The organism is Streptomyces sp. MA5143a (assembly GCF_900290235.1).
Taxonomy (GTDB): domain Bacteria; phylum Actinomycetota; class Actinomycetes; order Streptomycetales; family Streptomycetaceae; genus Streptomyces.
In genome coordinates, this window is the sequence record NZ_OLMK01000050.1 from 86,049 (window position 1) to 100,883 (window position 14,835).

13 protein-coding genes are annotated in these 14,835 nt (G+C 70.8%); 11 read left to right on the plus strand and 2 right to left on the minus strand.

What is annotated here, in order from left to right:
* Positions 1–184: 184 nt before the first annotated feature.
* The 3 genes from SMA5143A_RS23030 to SMA5143A_RS23035 all read left to right on the plus strand — a co-directional run bounded on the left by SMA5143A_RS23030 (position 185) and on the right by SMA5143A_RS23035 (position 2,223).
* On the plus strand, positions 185–463 hold the full coding sequence (locus tag SMA5143A_RS23030; protein WP_146193930.1) for a hypothetical protein: 279 nt from the start codon (positions 185–187) through the stop codon (positions 461–463).
* Between the two features lie 246 nt (positions 464–709).
* Complete coding sequence (locus SMA5143A_RS42620; protein ID WP_146193931.1) at positions 710–1,150, plus strand: hypothetical protein; 441 nt, start codon at positions 710–712, stop codon at positions 1,148–1,150.
* Between the two features lie 647 nt (positions 1,151–1,797).
* Complete coding sequence (locus tag SMA5143A_RS23035) at positions 1,798–2,223, plus strand: hypothetical protein (protein WP_181361977.1); 426 nt, start codon at positions 1,798–1,800, stop codon at positions 2,221–2,223.
* Positions 2,224–2,546: 323 nt separating this feature from the next.
* Here SMA5143A_RS23035 and SMA5143A_RS23040 read toward each other — a convergent pair whose 3' ends face one another.
* Together SMA5143A_RS23040 and SMA5143A_RS23045 are read right to left on the minus strand one after the other, a co-directional pair.
* Positions 2,547–2,831 (minus strand): NUDIX domain-containing protein, encoded by a 285-nt coding sequence (locus SMA5143A_RS23040; RefSeq protein ID WP_258193682.1) that lies wholly within the window; start codon positions 2,829–2,831, stop codon positions 2,547–2,549.
* Positions 2,832–3,184: 353 nt separating this feature from the next.
* Positions 3,185–4,924, minus strand: coding sequence for a dolichyl-phosphate-mannose--protein mannosyltransferase (locus SMA5143A_RS23045; RefSeq protein ID WP_107464755.1), 1,740 nt, complete (start codon positions 4,922–4,924; stop codon positions 3,185–3,187).
* Between the two features lie 99 nt (positions 4,925–5,023).
* Between SMA5143A_RS23045 and rsmI the strand changes: the two genes are divergently transcribed.
* The 8 genes from rsmI to SMA5143A_RS23085 all read left to right on the plus strand — a co-directional run bounded on the left by rsmI (position 5,024) and on the right by SMA5143A_RS23085 (position 14,665).
* A complete protein-coding gene (gene rsmI, locus SMA5143A_RS23050; protein ID WP_107464756.1) occupies positions 5,024–5,878 on the plus strand; it encodes a 16S rRNA (cytidine(1402)-2'-O)-methyltransferase in 855 nt (284 codons plus the stop codon).
* A gap of 314 nt (positions 5,879–6,192) precedes the next feature.
* Entirely contained in the window at positions 6,193–6,627 is a 435-nt protein-coding gene (locus SMA5143A_RS23055) for a hypothetical protein (RefSeq protein WP_107464757.1), read from the plus strand.
* A gap of 88 nt (positions 6,628–6,715) precedes the next feature.
* Positions 6,716–7,618, plus strand: a complete 903-nt coding sequence (locus SMA5143A_RS23060) for a TatD family hydrolase (RefSeq protein WP_107464758.1) — start codon at positions 6,716–6,718, stop codon at positions 7,616–7,618.
* 156 nt (positions 7,619–7,774) lie between these two features.
* On the plus strand, positions 7,775–9,133 hold the full coding sequence (locus SMA5143A_RS23065) for a resuscitation-promoting factor (RefSeq protein WP_107464759.1): 1,359 nt from the start codon (positions 7,775–7,777) through the stop codon (positions 9,131–9,133).
* Positions 9,134–9,387: 254 nt separating this feature from the next.
* Positions 9,388–10,308: a 16S rRNA (adenine(1518)-N(6)/adenine(1519)-N(6))-dimethyltransferase RsmA gene (gene rsmA, locus SMA5143A_RS23070; protein ID WP_107464914.1), complete on the plus strand. Its 921-nt coding sequence runs from the start codon at positions 9,388–9,390 to the stop codon at positions 10,306–10,308.
* Complete coding sequence (locus SMA5143A_RS23075; protein ID WP_107464760.1) at positions 10,305–11,207, plus strand: 4-(cytidine 5'-diphospho)-2-C-methyl-D-erythritol kinase; 903 nt, start codon at positions 10,305–10,307, stop codon at positions 11,205–11,207. Before rsmA ends, SMA5143A_RS23075 begins: the two co-directional genes overlap by 4 nt.
* Before the next feature lie 98 nt (positions 11,208–11,305).
* Entirely contained in the window at positions 11,306–12,661 is a 1,356-nt protein-coding gene (locus SMA5143A_RS23080; RefSeq protein WP_107464761.1) for an acyltransferase family protein, read from the plus strand.
* Positions 12,662–12,847: 186 nt separating this feature from the next.
* Complete coding sequence (locus SMA5143A_RS23085; protein ID WP_107464762.1) at positions 12,848–14,665, plus strand: ABC-F family ATP-binding cassette domain-containing protein; 1,818 nt, start codon at positions 12,848–12,850, stop codon at positions 14,663–14,665.
* Positions 14,666–14,835: the final 170 nt, after the last annotated feature.

The following is a 14,835-nucleotide window of genomic DNA, read 5'->3' on the forward strand; positions in this document are numbered from 1 at the left end:
CCCTGACAGGTCGCCGACCTGCGCATCGAGATTGATGTACTTAATCTACCTTCGCCCCCGCTCATGACTTCCCACTGGCCGTCGAATCGTCGCACAGACTCACCAAATGAGATGACGTCTAAACGGGCCAGCGCACCCCGCCAACCTGGCTATAGCCTGCGACCACATCAGAAAGGCGGGTCCCGTGGGCTTCGACGCAGAACGATCAGCGCGCATCGCCGCCATGCAGGAAGCCGCCCGGCCCGTCTGGGAGACCACCGGCGACTCGGACGCACTCCAGCAGTTCCTCAAGGACAACGAGTGCCATGGAGTGGAAGCCGTGGCCGTGACCATGGGCCTGCTGAACTGCGATCTTGCCGAAGCTCAACAAGCCTTCCTCAACGCCCCATGCCGCGACGCCGAACGCCGCTTCCACAACCACGCCATGGACCTACTTGAAGAGGCCGCCGACACCGACGCCTGACAACACCCCCGGCCCGGCAGAGACCCTTGACTCGGTCATTGAGACTCCACCGACCTCACGATGTGATCGGCCGGCCTACGTAGATGTGACCACTTCGTGTCTCAGGGCCACCATGCGAATGACCCCTTTCTTCTCATTCCTGCCCTCTGCGGGTGACTTCAGTTAATGACGCGGGTAGCACGGGATGTGGAGCTCTCAAGAGTCCGCTCCAGAACAGCGTTTGGCCGGAGTATGCAGGGAGGCCCTGTGTCAGCTAGCCACGAGAAATCTACGCTTGAAACCATCTTGCCTGGAGTGTGGGACCGGGAAGTAATCGACGGGCCGGAGCGGGAACTACAGCTGCTCTATTTCACTGCGGATGGCAACTGGAAACAGCAAAAGCAGGTGTCGGGTGCTGCAGGTAATTTTTTTGGGCAGCTCTTCGGGACCGAGAGGACCGGAAAATGGTTATTGCGCGGCACTGACAGTGATCCAGTTTTGCACATGAGGCTGCACGACTGGGATCTTGGTGTCGCCGGGCAGGTGTTTCTCCCGCTCAAGAAGACATGGGAGGCGCTGGAAAGGATCGACCCCATCCCATTTCATCGTTACGAACTAGTCGAAATCACCGACAAGAATCACCTCGTGATGAAAGGGATCAACAGCATCCTTGATGGAGTCGAGAGATGGACTCGACGAATTACCTAGTGTCGACTTACCTGCTTTACACGCTGCGGCGCGGTGTCGGGCCGGTCACGTGTGACACATCGTGTGCCGACATCCGAACAATGACATCAGCGGTTGCAGATGCCAGCACTCTGGCGCTACCCAAGCCGCCCGACACAACTGGGCTGTGTTGAGCCGTGCGGCATTCAGATGCGACAAGGTCGGTCGACAGGGGTGTCGTCGTCGGATTCGACTGCGCGGCAGGACAGAGAAACAGCATGGCTGAGGCCTAGGAGTGCAGCGAGGCATGCGCGCGCCTGGTCAGGCGGCGCACCCACCGTCGTGGCTGACCGTCGTTGGCCGAGGTCCAGGCGGCCCGCATCGAAGGTGGCAGCCGTCGGACGGGTGTCTGCGGTGATCAGCTCTGGGCCGTCTCTAAGCCGTGCGAGGGCGCCCGAGGCCGACCAACGGCGACCGAGAGTGACAGACGACCCGCAGCGTGCAGCACCGAGAGCCCAGGTCAGGGCGCCCGGACCAAACGCGTTTCCGCCCAGGGGTGGCCGTACGGAAAGATGGGGTGTTTCTCGCCGTGACCGGGAGCTGCGGTGACTAGCCCATAGAGCGATTGTGGGCACTGCGCCGGCACTGTACGTTCCCGCTCACGGATCTATATAGCTCAGGGGGCGGGGATGCCTGGATACGGCCGCGGGGACAGTGAATGGGAAGAGCTAGTACATGCCGGTCGTGGCTTTCTCGTCGAGCGAGCGAAGCTGGGCAGGCTCACCTCGTACACGGAGCTCAACGTGACTCTGGCCAGGCGAACCGGCTGCCGTCCCTTCGACTTCGAGCGTGCCGACGAACGGGCCGCGATGGGGCATCTGCTCGGACTGATCGTGGAACGAGACCAGGAGATGACCCCCTCAGACCCGCCTGTCATGCTCTCGGCCCTGGTGAACTACCTGGGAGCCAACGACGCTGGCTCTGGCTTCTATCAGTTGGCCAAGGAGCTTCAGCTTCTGCCCATGAGCGCGTCGGCCGATGAGAAATTCGGCTTCTGGGTCAAGCAAGTGAAACAGCTCTACGAACGCCATGGAGCTGGTCCAGCGGGGGCCTGAAATCAAGCACCTCGAGTGTCTAACTGCGTGACAACGCCGACAGACAGCGGCGGACAATCGGGCACACCTGCGGACCATCGCAGCATGTGAGAGGCACACAGCCCCATGGTCAGGCGTTCGCCCAAGTTGCTTTGGGACGAGGCAGTCATCACCCAAGGTTTGACCATCGTGCCGCCCCTCAAGCACCCCATGTCTCGGCGTGCTCCCGTAGGTAGTCGGCGAGTTCGGGCGGATGGAGTTCAAGCGCTCTCATGGCTGGCCCGTCCAACGCGACGCGCACCGGCGAGAAGTCGCCTACGTCGGGATCATCAAGCTCAGGGCCGCTACGGCGGTTGAGATCCATGTCCACCACGGCAGCGCGAAAGAAGTGCTGCACGACGGTGACCTTCCGGCTCAGTCAAGGTCAGAAATTCGCTTGCCGGGCCGATCGTGGCACCGATCTCTTCCCTCACCTCACGGCGCAAGGCTGCTTCGAAGTCGGCATCCTCAGCTTCGACGCCCCCACCGACAGTCGTGTAGTAGGAGGTGTGACCCGGCCATCCTCGGCGCGGGAACACCAGCTGACCACCATCGAGCAGAACCGCCCGGATGTTGTGACGGACCTTCATACGCCCGACGGTAGTGCGCCCACCCCGGCGAGGAGGCCCGAACCGCGCAGACGAGGAACGGGCATGCCCAGCGCACCACTGACGCACCAGAACGAGGGGGGGAACAGCGGGGAATCACGAGGAAGGCTGCTGAGCCCGGCAGGGCCGCGCACTCACCGTTCACCCAGGTCAGCGCCCAAGCCGCACCCAAACGCCCGCAGCTTCCCAAGCTGAGGGCTCAGGCACCGTCTGCCGGGCTGCATGCGCCGGGCCGTCTTCGGGCCGTCCGAGGGTGGCCAACGACGACCGCTAACGACCAACAACGACCACGAGGGCGCGGCAGGCTGCCGCGCCCTCGTGGCATTTCTGCCCAGCTAAACCCAGGTGTCCAGCCACATCCGCGACCGCCAGCCGTCGATCGGGATGGGCTGGCCGGTGTACAGGGGCCAGAAGTAGATGAAGTTCCAGGTGATGAGGAGGACGAGGACGCCCGCCGCCGCGGCGCCGGCCACGCGTCGGCGTTCGGTGGCCGCCGCGGGGCCGAGGACGGCGCCGACGAGCATCGCCACGGCCAGGCACAGGAAGGGCAGGAAGACGACGGCGTAGAAGTAGAAGATCGTCCGTTCCTGGTACAGGAACCACGGGAGGTACCCGGCGGCGATCCCGCAGGCGATGGCGCCGGCGCGCCAGTCGCGGCGGAACAGCCAGCGCCACAGGACGTAGAGGGTCGCGAAGGCGGCGGCCCACCACAGCAGCGGGGTGCCGAGGGCGAGGACCTCGCGGGCGCACTTCTCGACGGTGCCGGTCGGGCAGCCGTCCGTGCCGGGCGGCGGCGACTCGTAGAAGTACGAGACGGGCCGGCCGGCGATGATCCAGCTCCACGGGTTCGACTGGTACGTGTGCGGCGACGACAGGCCCACATGGAACTCGTAGACCGCGTGCTCGTAGTGCCACAGGCTGCGCAGCCAGTCCGGCAGCCAGGCGAACCAGCCGCCCTTGCCCTCGGTCGCCGCCCAGTTGCGGTAGTAGCCGCCGGTGCCGTCGTCCGGGGAGACGATCCAGCCGGTCCACGAGACCAGATAGGTGACGATCACCACCGGGACCGTCGACAGGAACGCCCAGCCCAGGTCGCGCTGGAGCGTCGCGATCAGCGGCTGACGGGCACCGGCGACCTTGCGCGCCGAGTGGTCCCACAGCACCGTCATGATCCCGAAGAACACCAGGAAGTACAGGGCGTTCCACTTGGTGCCGAAGGCCAGACCGAGGCAGAGCCCCGCCAGCAGCCGGTACGGGCGCAGGCCCAGCCGGGTCGTCTCCGCGACGAGCGGGTGGGGCCGCACGACCCCGTCGCCGTCCCGTGGCAGCGCCGCCGCCAGCCGTGCGCGTGCCTTGTCCCGGTCGATGACCAGACAGCCGAAGGCCGCCAGCACGAAGAACATCAGCACCTGGTCCAGCAGCGCCGTGCGGCTCATCACGAAGTGCAGTCCGTCCACCGCCATCAGCCCGCCCGCCAGGCAGCCCAGGAACGTCGAGCGGAAGATGCGGCGGCCGATCCGGCACAGCATCAGCACCGACAGCGTGCCGAGCACCGCCGTCATGAAGCGCCAGCCGAACGGGTTGAACCCGAACATCAGCTCGCCCAGCCCGATGACGTACTTGCCGACGGGCGGGTGCACCACATACGCCGGATCCGTGGGGATCGGCACGTTCCCGTTGTTTTGGAGGATCAGCTCATTCGCGTTCTTGGCCCAGTTGACCTCGTATCCGCGGTGGACGATCGCCCACGCGTCCTTGGCGTAGTACGTCTCGTCGAATATCACCGCCTTGGGGCTGCCCAGGTGCCAGAACCGCAGCAACCCCGCGACCAGCGTCACCAGCAGCGGACCGCCCCACGCCGACCAGCGCACCAGGCGCTCGGCGAGACCCTCGCCCACCCCGACCGAGGCCCAGAAACGCGGGCCGGGCCGGGTGTACGGGGGCACGAGCCGGGTGCTCACGTCGCTTCTGCGCGGCGCCGAGTAGCCGAAACGGCGCAGCCGCTGCTGCCACGACGGCCGCTGGTCTTCGGTGGCCTGGTCCTGCCGGGTGTCCGTGGAGGACGCGGTACTGGTCACCGCGCCATCGTAGGGAACACCGCTGCGGGAGTCCCGTGCGTCGGGGATGTGGCCCCGTCGCCTCCCGCGCTTCGCCCGCCCGCCCGAGCGGCTGGGAGGATGAGGGGTGTGACAGGAATCCTTGTGTTGGCAGGTACTCCCATCGGCGACATCGCGGACGCCCCGCCCCGGCTGGCCGAGGAGCTGAGCGGTGCCGACGTGATCGCCGCCGAGGACACCCGGCGGCTGCGCCGGCTCACCCAGGCGCTGGGTGTGCAGCCGGGCGGCCGGATCGTGTCGTACTTCGAGGGCAACGAGGCGGCGCGCACCCCGGAGCTGGTCGAGGCGCTGGCCGGGGGCGCGCGGGTGCTGCTCGTCACGGACGCGGGGATGCCGTCGGTCTCCGACCCCGGGTACCGGCTGGTCGCGGCGGCCGTCGAGAAGGACATCCGGGTCACCGCCGTCCCCGGCCCCTCCGCGGTGCTCACCGCGCTGGCTCTGTCCGGTCTGCCCGTCGACCGCTTCTGCTTCGAGGGCTTCCTGCCGCGCAAGGCGGGCGAGCGGCTCGGCCGGCTCCGCGAGGTCGCCGACGAGCGCCGCACCCTCGTCTACTTCGAGGCCCCCCACCGCCTCGACGCGACGCTCACCGCGATGGCCGAGGTCTTCGGCACGGGGCGCCGCGCCGCGGTCTGCCGTGAGCTGACCAAGACGTACGAGGAGATCAAGCGGGGCCCCCTCGGCGAGCTGGCCGCCTGGGCGGCGGAGGGGGTGCGCGGCGAGATCACGGTCGTGGTCGAGGGCGCGCCGGAGAAGGGGCCGGAGGAACTGGACGCGGCCGAGCTGGTCCGGAGGGTGCGGGTGCGCGAGGAGGCGGGGGAACGGCGCAAGGAGGCGATCGCCGCGGTGGCGGTGGAGGCGGGGGTGCCGAAGCGGGAGGTGTTCGACGCGGTCGTTGCGGCGAAGCGGGTGCCGTAGCGGTTGGCCGCCGTAGGGGTGCGGGTTCGTTGCCGGGTGCGGGTGGGTGGGGGCCGTTCGCGCAGTTCCCCGCGCCCCTGAAGGGTTGGGCCTGCGGCCCGCCCCTCATCAACCCGGCCGTACTCCGAGGGACCGCTCCCATGCCCCGGTAAAGCCACGCAAAGCGCAGGTCTCGGACGGAGGGGCTTCCCACAAGGGGAGGCCAAATCGGCTTCAACAGACGGCAGGTCGGGTGCATTCGGCCCCGCTCCGGGCGTCCACTGGTCGTGAGGGCATACAAGGTCCTCACGGTCCAGCGGACAAAAGGAGCTGGCATGACCGAGATCGCAGAGCGGGCCGTACTACGGAGCACCGCCACCGCTGTCGTTCACGAGTCGTATTCGTTCGCCTGCATGCGCTGCGGGCACGGCTGGGAGCAGTCGTACGAGATAGAGCACCACAACGACGCCCAGGGGCACGACTTCGTGATGTACGTGGCCGACGGTCATGTCGTGCCGTCGCCGCTGTCGCGGCCCACCTGCCAGAACTGCGACGGTCATGTCGTACGGATCATGCGCGCCGGCCAGGTCTCCTCGGTGCGGGACGCCGAGCGGCGCCGGACCGTCCCGAAGCCCCGCCCGGTCGCGACCCCGTCCGACGAGGCGGAGGCCGAGCGGACCGAGGCCCCGTCGGATGAGACGCCGGCCGCCGAGCACCACCACTGGCACCTCTCCGACCTCCTGCACCCCTTCCACCGCAAGGCGAGCTGACCCCCGGCGAGCCTGCGCAAGGCGAGCCGTCCTCCCCCCGGCGAGCCTTGAGGACATGCCCCGATCCTGCGATTCGTAGGATCGGGGCATGCCTTCGAACGACTCCGGCACCTCCTCCGCCAAGCAGGACAAGAACGCCGCGCCCCCGCTGCCCGCACCCCTGCGGGTGCCCGTCGCGGACTCGCACACCCATTTGGACATGCAGTCCGGCACCGTCGAGGAGGGCCTCGCGAAGGCCGCCTCCGTGGGGGTGACGACGGTCGTGCAGGTCGGCTGCGACCTCAAGGGGTCCCGGTGGGCCGCCGAGACGGCCGCCCGGTACGACGCCGTCCACGCCACCGTCGCCCTCCACCCCAACGAGGCGCCGCGCATCGTGCACGGCGACCCCGACGGCTGGTCCCGGCAGGGGGCACGCGCCGCCGGCGGTGACACCGCCCTCGACGAGGCGCTCGCCGAGATCGACCGGCTGGCCGCGCTGCCGCAGGTCAAGGGCGTCGGCGAGACGGGGCTCGACTACTTCCGCACCGGCCCGGAGGGCAAGGCGGCCCAGGAGCGGTCGTTCCGCGCGCACATCGAGATCGCCAAGCGGCACGGCAAGGCCCTGGTCATCCACGACCGCGACGCCCACGAGGACGTGCTGCGCGTCCTGAAGGAGGAGGGCGCGCCCGAGCGCACCGTCTTCCACTGCTACTCCGGCGACGCCGCCATGGCCGCGATCTGCGCGGAGCACGGCTACTTCATGTCCTTCGCCGGGAACATGACCTTCAAGAACGCGCAGCCGCTGCGCGACGCCCTCGCCGTCGCCCCCCTCGAACTCGTCCTCGTGGAGACCGACGCGCCGTTCCTGACGCCCGCGCCGTACCGCGGACGGCCCAACGCGCCGTATCTCGTTCCGATCACGGTCCGGGCGATGGCCGCGGTGCGCGGCATCGACGAGGACGCCCTGGCGACGGCGATCGCGGCGAACACGGCGAGGGCGTTCGATTACTGACGGATCACGCCCCGTCAGCCGTCCGGGGGACGCGAAAAGATGATGAGCGCCCCCGTGTCGCGACACTGTGTGACCGCGTTGCTTGGGAGGGTGACCGCGGTCCGCTAGGTTCACGTCGCCCGACCCGGACCCGGATCGCCTCTGGAGCGTGTCGTCGTGAGCAACGTGAAGTCCTCACCGCTGTCGCCGTACGAGACCTACGACACCCACCGGACGTACGACACCCCCGAGCCGCCGCGCCCGCACCCGCATGACGCCGAGACCCTGCCGTACGGCGCCGGGACCTTGCGGTACGGCGCCCACAGGGACACCTACCGCCCCGCCTACGAGGCCGGAGCGGACGCCGAGGCGGGCGGCCCGGCGGGGTCCGACGGCCGTGGCGGCTCCCGGCGGGCGGTGCGGCGCAGACGGGCCGCCGCCCGGCCGGGTGCGCTGCGGCGGCTGGTGCCGCAGGCCCTGGTGGTGGCGTTCCTCGCCGGCGGGACCTCCGCGTTCGTGGCGAAGGACAAGGCGATCGAGCTGACCGTCGACGGCAAGCCGCGCACCCTGCACACGTTCGCCGACGACGTCGCCGAACTCCTCGCCGACGAGGGCGTCGCCTTCGGCAGGCACGACGTCGTCGCCCCAGCCCCCGGCACCGCCCTCACCAGCGGCGACGAGGTCGCCGTGCACTACGGGCGGCCCGTCCGCCTCACTCTCGACGGCCACCGGCGCGAGGTGTGGACGACCGCCCGCACGGTCGACGGGGCGCTCCAGCAGCTCGGGGTGCGCGCGGAGGGCGCGTACGTCTCCACCTCGCGCTCCCAGCGGATCGGGCGCGCGGGCCTGGAGCTGGACGTCCGCACCGAGCGGACCGTCACCGTCATGGCGGACGGGCGGACGCGGACGATCCGCACCAACGCGGCGACGGTCGGGGAGGCCGTGGCGGAGGCCGGCGTCACCCTGCGCGGACAGGACACCACCTCCGTCCCGCCGACGGGCTTCCCCCGCGACGGGCAGACGGTGACCGTGCTGCGGGTGACCGGCTCGACGGAGGTGCGGGAGGAGCCGATCCCGTTCCGGGTGCGCCGCACGGAGGACCCCTCGCTCTTCCGGGGCACCGAGGTCGTCGAGCGGGCCGGCAGGCCGGGGACCCGGCGGGTCACGTACGGGCTCCGCACGGTCAACGGGGTCGCCCAGCGGCCCCGGCTGATGCGGACCGAGGTGGTGCGGGAGCCGCAGGACCGGCTCGTGAAGGTGGGGACGAAGCGGCTGCCGACGTCCGTGGCCGGGGCGGACGGGCTGAACTGGGCGGCGCTCGCGGCCTGCGAGTCGGGAGGCCGGCCGAACGCGGTGGACCCGTCCGGCACGTACGGGGGGCTCTACCAGTTCGACACGCGCACCTGGCAGAGCCTCGGGGGCCAGGGCCGCCCCCAGGACGCGTCGGCGGCGGAACAGACGATGCGGGCGAAAAGGCTGTACGCGCAGCGGGGGGCGAGCCCGTGGCCCCATTGCGGGGCGCGGCTTCGGGGATGAGCGGGGCGGGCGCCTAGTGGCTCGGGCGTGCGGGTTCGTCGGCGGGTGCGGGTGGTTCGTGGTTTCTCGCGCAGTTCCCCGCGCCCCTGAAGGGAACGGGCCTGCGGCCCGCCCTTCACGAAAAGCACGGGGCGCAGCCCCGGTCGCTTTTCACGGGCGCGGGGAACTGCGCGAACAACCCCCACCCACCCGCACCCGCCGACGAACCCGCACCCCCGAGCTATCAGGCGCCCGCCCCCCGTACCCTGGTGCTCGTGAGCAGCCCCACCCCCGACGCCCTCCTGGGCCCCGCCGACGTCCGCGAACTCGCGGCAGCGCTCGGTGTGCGGCCCACCAAGCAGCGCGGCCAGAACTTCGTGATCGACGCGAACACGGTGCGCCGGATCGTGCGCACCGCGGACGTCCGCCCGGACGATGTCGTCGTGGAGGTGGGACCGGGCCTCGGCTCCCTGACGCTCGCGCTGCTGGAGGTCGCCGACCGGGTGACCGCCGTCGAGATCGACGACGTCCTCGCCGCCGCGCTCCCCGCGACGATCGCCGCCCGGATGCCGGCCCGCGCCGACCGTTTCGCCCTCGTGCACTCGGACGCGATGCACGTCGCCGAGCTGCCCGGCCCGGCGCCCACCGCTCTCGTCGCGAACCTCCCGTACAACGTCGCGGTCCCCGTGCTGCTGCACATGCTGGACGTGTTCCCGACGATCGAGCGCACCCTGGTGATGGTGCAGGCGGAGGTCGCCGACCGGCTCGCCGCCGGGCCCGGCTCGAAGGTGTACGGCGTCCCCTCGGTGAAGGCGAACTGGTACGCGGAGGTCAAGCGGGCCGGCGCGATCGGCCGGAACGTCTTCTGGCCGGCGCCGAACGTCGACAGTGGCCTCGTGTCGCTCGTCCGCCGCACCGAACCGATCAAGACGACCGCGACGAAGGCCGAGGTCTTCGCCGTCGTCGACGCGGCGTTCGCCCAGCGGCGCAAGACGCTGCGCGCCGCCCTCGCCGGATGGGCGGGCTCCGCGGCCGCAGCCGAGGCCGCGCTCGTCGCCGCCGGTGTCTCCCCGCAGGCCCGCGGAGAGGCCCTGACCGTCGAGGAGTTCGCCGCTATCGCCGAGAACCGCGCCGACCCCGACGCCGTCGACACCGCCCAGCACGCCCAGCGCACCGAGGAGTCCCGCCCGTCGTGAGCGTCACCGTCCGCGTGCCCGCCAAGGTCAACGTCCAGCTCGCGGTCGGCGGCGCCCGCCCCGACGGGTTCCACGACCTGGCCAACGTCTTCCTCGCCGTCGGGCTGTACGACGAGGTCACCGCCACCCCCGCCGACGAACTGACCGTCACCTGCGAGGGACCCGGCGCCGACCAGGTCCCGCTGGACCGCACCAACCTCGCCGCACGGGCCGCGCTCGCCCTCGCCGCCCGCCACGGGATCGACCCGGCCGTGCGGCTGCACATCGCCAAGGACATCCCCGTCGCGGGCGGCATGGCCGGCGGCAGCGCGGACGCCGCGGGCGCGCTCGTCGCGTGCGACGCGCTGTGGGGGACCGGCGCCTCCCGCGCCGAACTCCTCGACATCTGCGCCGAGTTGGGCAGCGACGTGCCGTTCAGCCTGGTGGGCGGGGCGGCGCTCGGCACCGGGCGCGGCGAGCGGCTGAGGCCGCTGGAGGTGGGCGGCGGCTTCCACTGGGTCTTCGCGGTCGCGGACGGCGGGCTCTCCACCCCGGCCGTGTACCGGGAGTTCGACCGCCTCCACGAGAACGACGAGGTGCCCGAGCCCGTTGCCTCCCAGGTACTGCTCGACGCGCTCGCCAAGGGCGACGTCGACGCCCTCGCGGCGTTCCTGCCCGGGGCCAACGACCTCCAGCCCGCCGCCCTCTCCCTGTTCCCGAAGCTGGCCGACACCCTCGCCGCGGGCCGGGCCGCCGGGGCGCTCGCCGCGCTCGTCTCCGGCTCCGGGCCGACCACGGCCTTCCTCGCCCGCGACGCCGCCTCGGCGCACACCGTCGCCGAGGGGCTCCGCGCCGCCGGTGCGTGCGAGGCGGCCCGGGTGGCCGCCTCCCCGGCGCCAGGCGCGACGATCCTCCCGTAGCGTGCGGGCTCCCACGGGGGCCCAACCGCACATACTCAGAACCGACTTGAGTACCTGAGCGCTGCCCGCCGCCCGGGGGGCCGCGCGACCGTACTCCCATGACTGCCAGCGTCAGCGCGAGCGCACTCGCCGCCGCCACCCCCTCCAGCCGTGACCGGTACGTCGATCTGCTGCGGGTCGCCTCGCTCGGCACGGTCGTCCTCGGCCACTGGCTGATGGCGGCCGTGACGACGGGCGGCGACGGCCGCGTGGAAGTGGGCAACCTCCTCGCCGTCGAGCCGCGGCTGCAGATCCTCACCTGGGCGTTGCAGATCATGCCGGTCTTCTTCTTCGTCGGCGGCTTCTCCCACGCCCTCTCCTACCGTTCCCTGCGCCGCCAGGACCCGGCAGCCGCCTCCGTCTACCCGGCCTTCCTCCGCGCCCGCCTCCAGCGGTTGCTGCGGCCCACCATGGTGTTCATCGGGGTGTGGGGCGCCGCCGCCGTCCTCCTGCACCTCGGCGGACAGGGCGGCGGGCTGCTCGACGTGGCGCTGCGACTGGTGGCGCAGCCGCTGTGGTTCATCGGGATCTACCTGGCGATGGTGGCGTTCACCCCGCCGCTGCTGAGGCTGCACGAAAGGTACGGCTGGGGCGCGGTCGGCGGGCTGGTCGCGGCGGCCGCCGCCGTGGACGTACTGCGCTTCGCGCTCGGTGTGCCGTACGTCGAGTTCCTGAACTTCGCCTTCGTCTGGCTCGCGATCCACCAGCTCGGGTTCCTGCGCGCCGACGGCATGCTGACGCGGCCGTACCTGCTCGCCGGGGCGGGCCTCGCGGGGGCCGCGCTGCTGGTGGCGTACGGGCCGTATCCGCTGTCGATGGTCGGGATGCCCGGCGAGAAGGTGTCGAACATGGCGCCGCCGACCTTCGCGCTGCTGTGCCACGGGGTGTGGCTGGTCGGCGCGGTGGAATGGGTGCGGGGGCCGGTCACGCGGTGGTTGGAGAGGCCGAAGGTGTGGCGGGCGGTCGTGGCGGCCAACGGCATCTCGATGACGGCGTTCCTGTGGCACCTGACCGCGATGCTCGGCGTGTACGGGGTGCTGCTCGCCCTCGACACGTCTCTGCCGGCCCCGGCGACCGGTGCCTGGTGGGCCCAGCTGCCCCTGCGGCTCGCCGCGGCGGCCGTCCTGACGGCCGTGCTCGTGGCCGCGTTCCGGGGCTTCGAACGGCCCGCGGCCCGCGGCGGGCAGGATCGCCCCGCCGGGCCGGCGACGCGTGCCGGGTACGCGGGGATCGCCGCGGCTCTCGGCGTGGCCCTCTGCCTGTTCGGCGTCCTCGGGCTGTCGATGGTCGGCTTCGGCGGACTCTTCGAGGGGCGGACGGCCCTGCTGATCGCCGTCCAGGTGACGGCCCCGGTGGCGGTGGGGATGACCCTCGCGGGGTGGCTCCTGGTGGAGCGGGTGGGCCGGGGTGCCTAGTAGCTCGGGGGTGCGTGTGGTTGTGGCGGGTGCGGGTTCGTTGTGGGTTCTCGCGCGACCAGCCCCCACTCACCCGCATCCGCCGACCTCACCCGTCCCCCGGCAGGGGCCGGGCGAGCGTCCCGTCACGGCCGGCGCGGCCGCCGACTACCCTGGAGGGTCGATCGTCCCCGTGGCAGGAGAGTAATGGCCGTCAACCTGGTCAATGTCGAGAACGTCAGCAAGGTGTACGGCACCCGCGCCCTGCTCGACGGGGTCTCGCTCGGCGTCTCCGAAGGGGACCGGATCGGAGTCGTGGGACGGAACGGGGACGGCAAGACCACCCTCATCCGGATGCTCGCCAAGCTGGAGGAGGCCGACACCGGGCGGATCACCCACTCCGGCGGCCTCCACCTCGGCGTGCTCACCCAGCACGACTCCCTCGACCCGACCGCCACCGTCCGGCACGAGGTCATCCGGGACATGGCGGACCACGAGTGGGCGGGCAACGCCAAGATCAGGGACGTCCTCACCGGGCTGTTCGGCGGCCTCGACCTGCCCGGCTTCCCGCAGGGCCTCGACACCGTCATCGGCCCGCTCTCCGGCGGCGAGCGGCGCCGTATCGCGCTCGCCAAGCTGCTCATCGAGGAGCAGGACCTGATCGTCCTGGACGAGCCGACGAACCACCTGGACGTCGAGGGCATCTCCTGGCTCGCGGGCCACCTGCGGGAGCGGCGCTCCGCGCTGGTCTGCGTCACCCACGACCGCTGGTTCCTCGACCAGGTGTGCACCCGCATGTGGGACGTGCAGAAGGGCTCGGTCTACGAGTACGAGGGCGGCTACTCCGACTACGTCTTCGCGCGGGCCGAGCGGGAGCGGATCGCCGCGACCGAGGAGGTCAAGCGGCAGAACCTCGTCCGCAAGGAGCTGGCCTGGCTGCGGCGCGGCGCCCCCGCCCGTACGTCGAAGCCCCGCTTCCGCGTCGAGGCGGCCAACGAGCTGATCGCGGACGTACCGCCGCCGCGTGACACCAGCGAGCTGATGAAGTTCGCGTCGACCCGGCTGGGCAAGACCGTCTTCGACCTGGAGAACGTCACGGTGCAGGCCGGGCCGAAGGTGCTGCTGAAGCATCTGACCTGGCAGCTCGGCCCCGGCGACCGTATCGGCCTCGTCGGCGTCAACGGCGCCGGCAAGACCTCCCTGCTGCGGGCCATGGCGGACGCCGCCCGCAGCGAGGGCGAGAAGCAGCCGGTCGCCGGACGCGTCGTCACCGGCAAGACCGTCAAGCTCGCCTACCTCTCCCAGGAGGTCGCCGAGCTCGACCCCGAGTGGCGGGTGCTCCAGGCCGTGCAGCAGGTCCGCGACCGTGTCGACCTCGGCAAGGGACGCGAGATGACGGCGGGGCAGCTCTGCGAGACCTTCGGGTTCAACAAGGAGAAGCAGTGGACGCCGGTCGGCGACCTCAGCGGCGGTGAGCGGCGGCGGCTCCAGCTGCTGCGGCTGCTGATGGACGAGCCGAACGTCCTGTTCCTCGACGAGCCCACCAACGACCTCGACATCGAGACCCTCACCCAGCTGGAGGACCTCCTCGACGGCTGGCCCGGCTCGATGATCGTCATTTCCCACGACCGGTTCTTCATCGAGCGGACGACGGACCGGGTGTTCGCTCTGCTGGGTGACGGCGCGCTGCGGATGCTGCCGCGTGGCATCGACGAGTACCTGGAGCGGCGCCACGCCATGGAGGAGGCCGCGGCGGCGGCCTCGCCGGTCGCCGCCAAGGCCACCGCCTCGGCCTCCGAGAAGACCGTGTCCGCGGCGGACGCGCGCGCCGCGAAGAAGGAACTCCAGAAGATCGAAAGGCAGTTGGACAAGCTCTCCCAGCGGGAGACGAAGCTGCACGCGCAGATCGCCGACAACGCCACGGACTTCGCGAAGGTGGCCGAACTCGACGCGGAACTGCGGGCGTTGGCGGGGGAGAAGGACGAGCTGGAGATGCGGTGGCTTGAACTCGCGGAGGACGCGTAGCGGTTGTCGATGCGGGCCCTCGCCGTGGGGGCCGCTGTGCGACGCCGGGTGCCGGTCGTGGGCGGCTGATCGCGCAGTTCCCCGCGCCCCTTCAAGGCGCTGTCGGCGCCCGGTGTTCTCCCGTCCTCCGGGTGCCTCTGAAGCCTTGCGGGACAAGGGGCGTGCGTCCC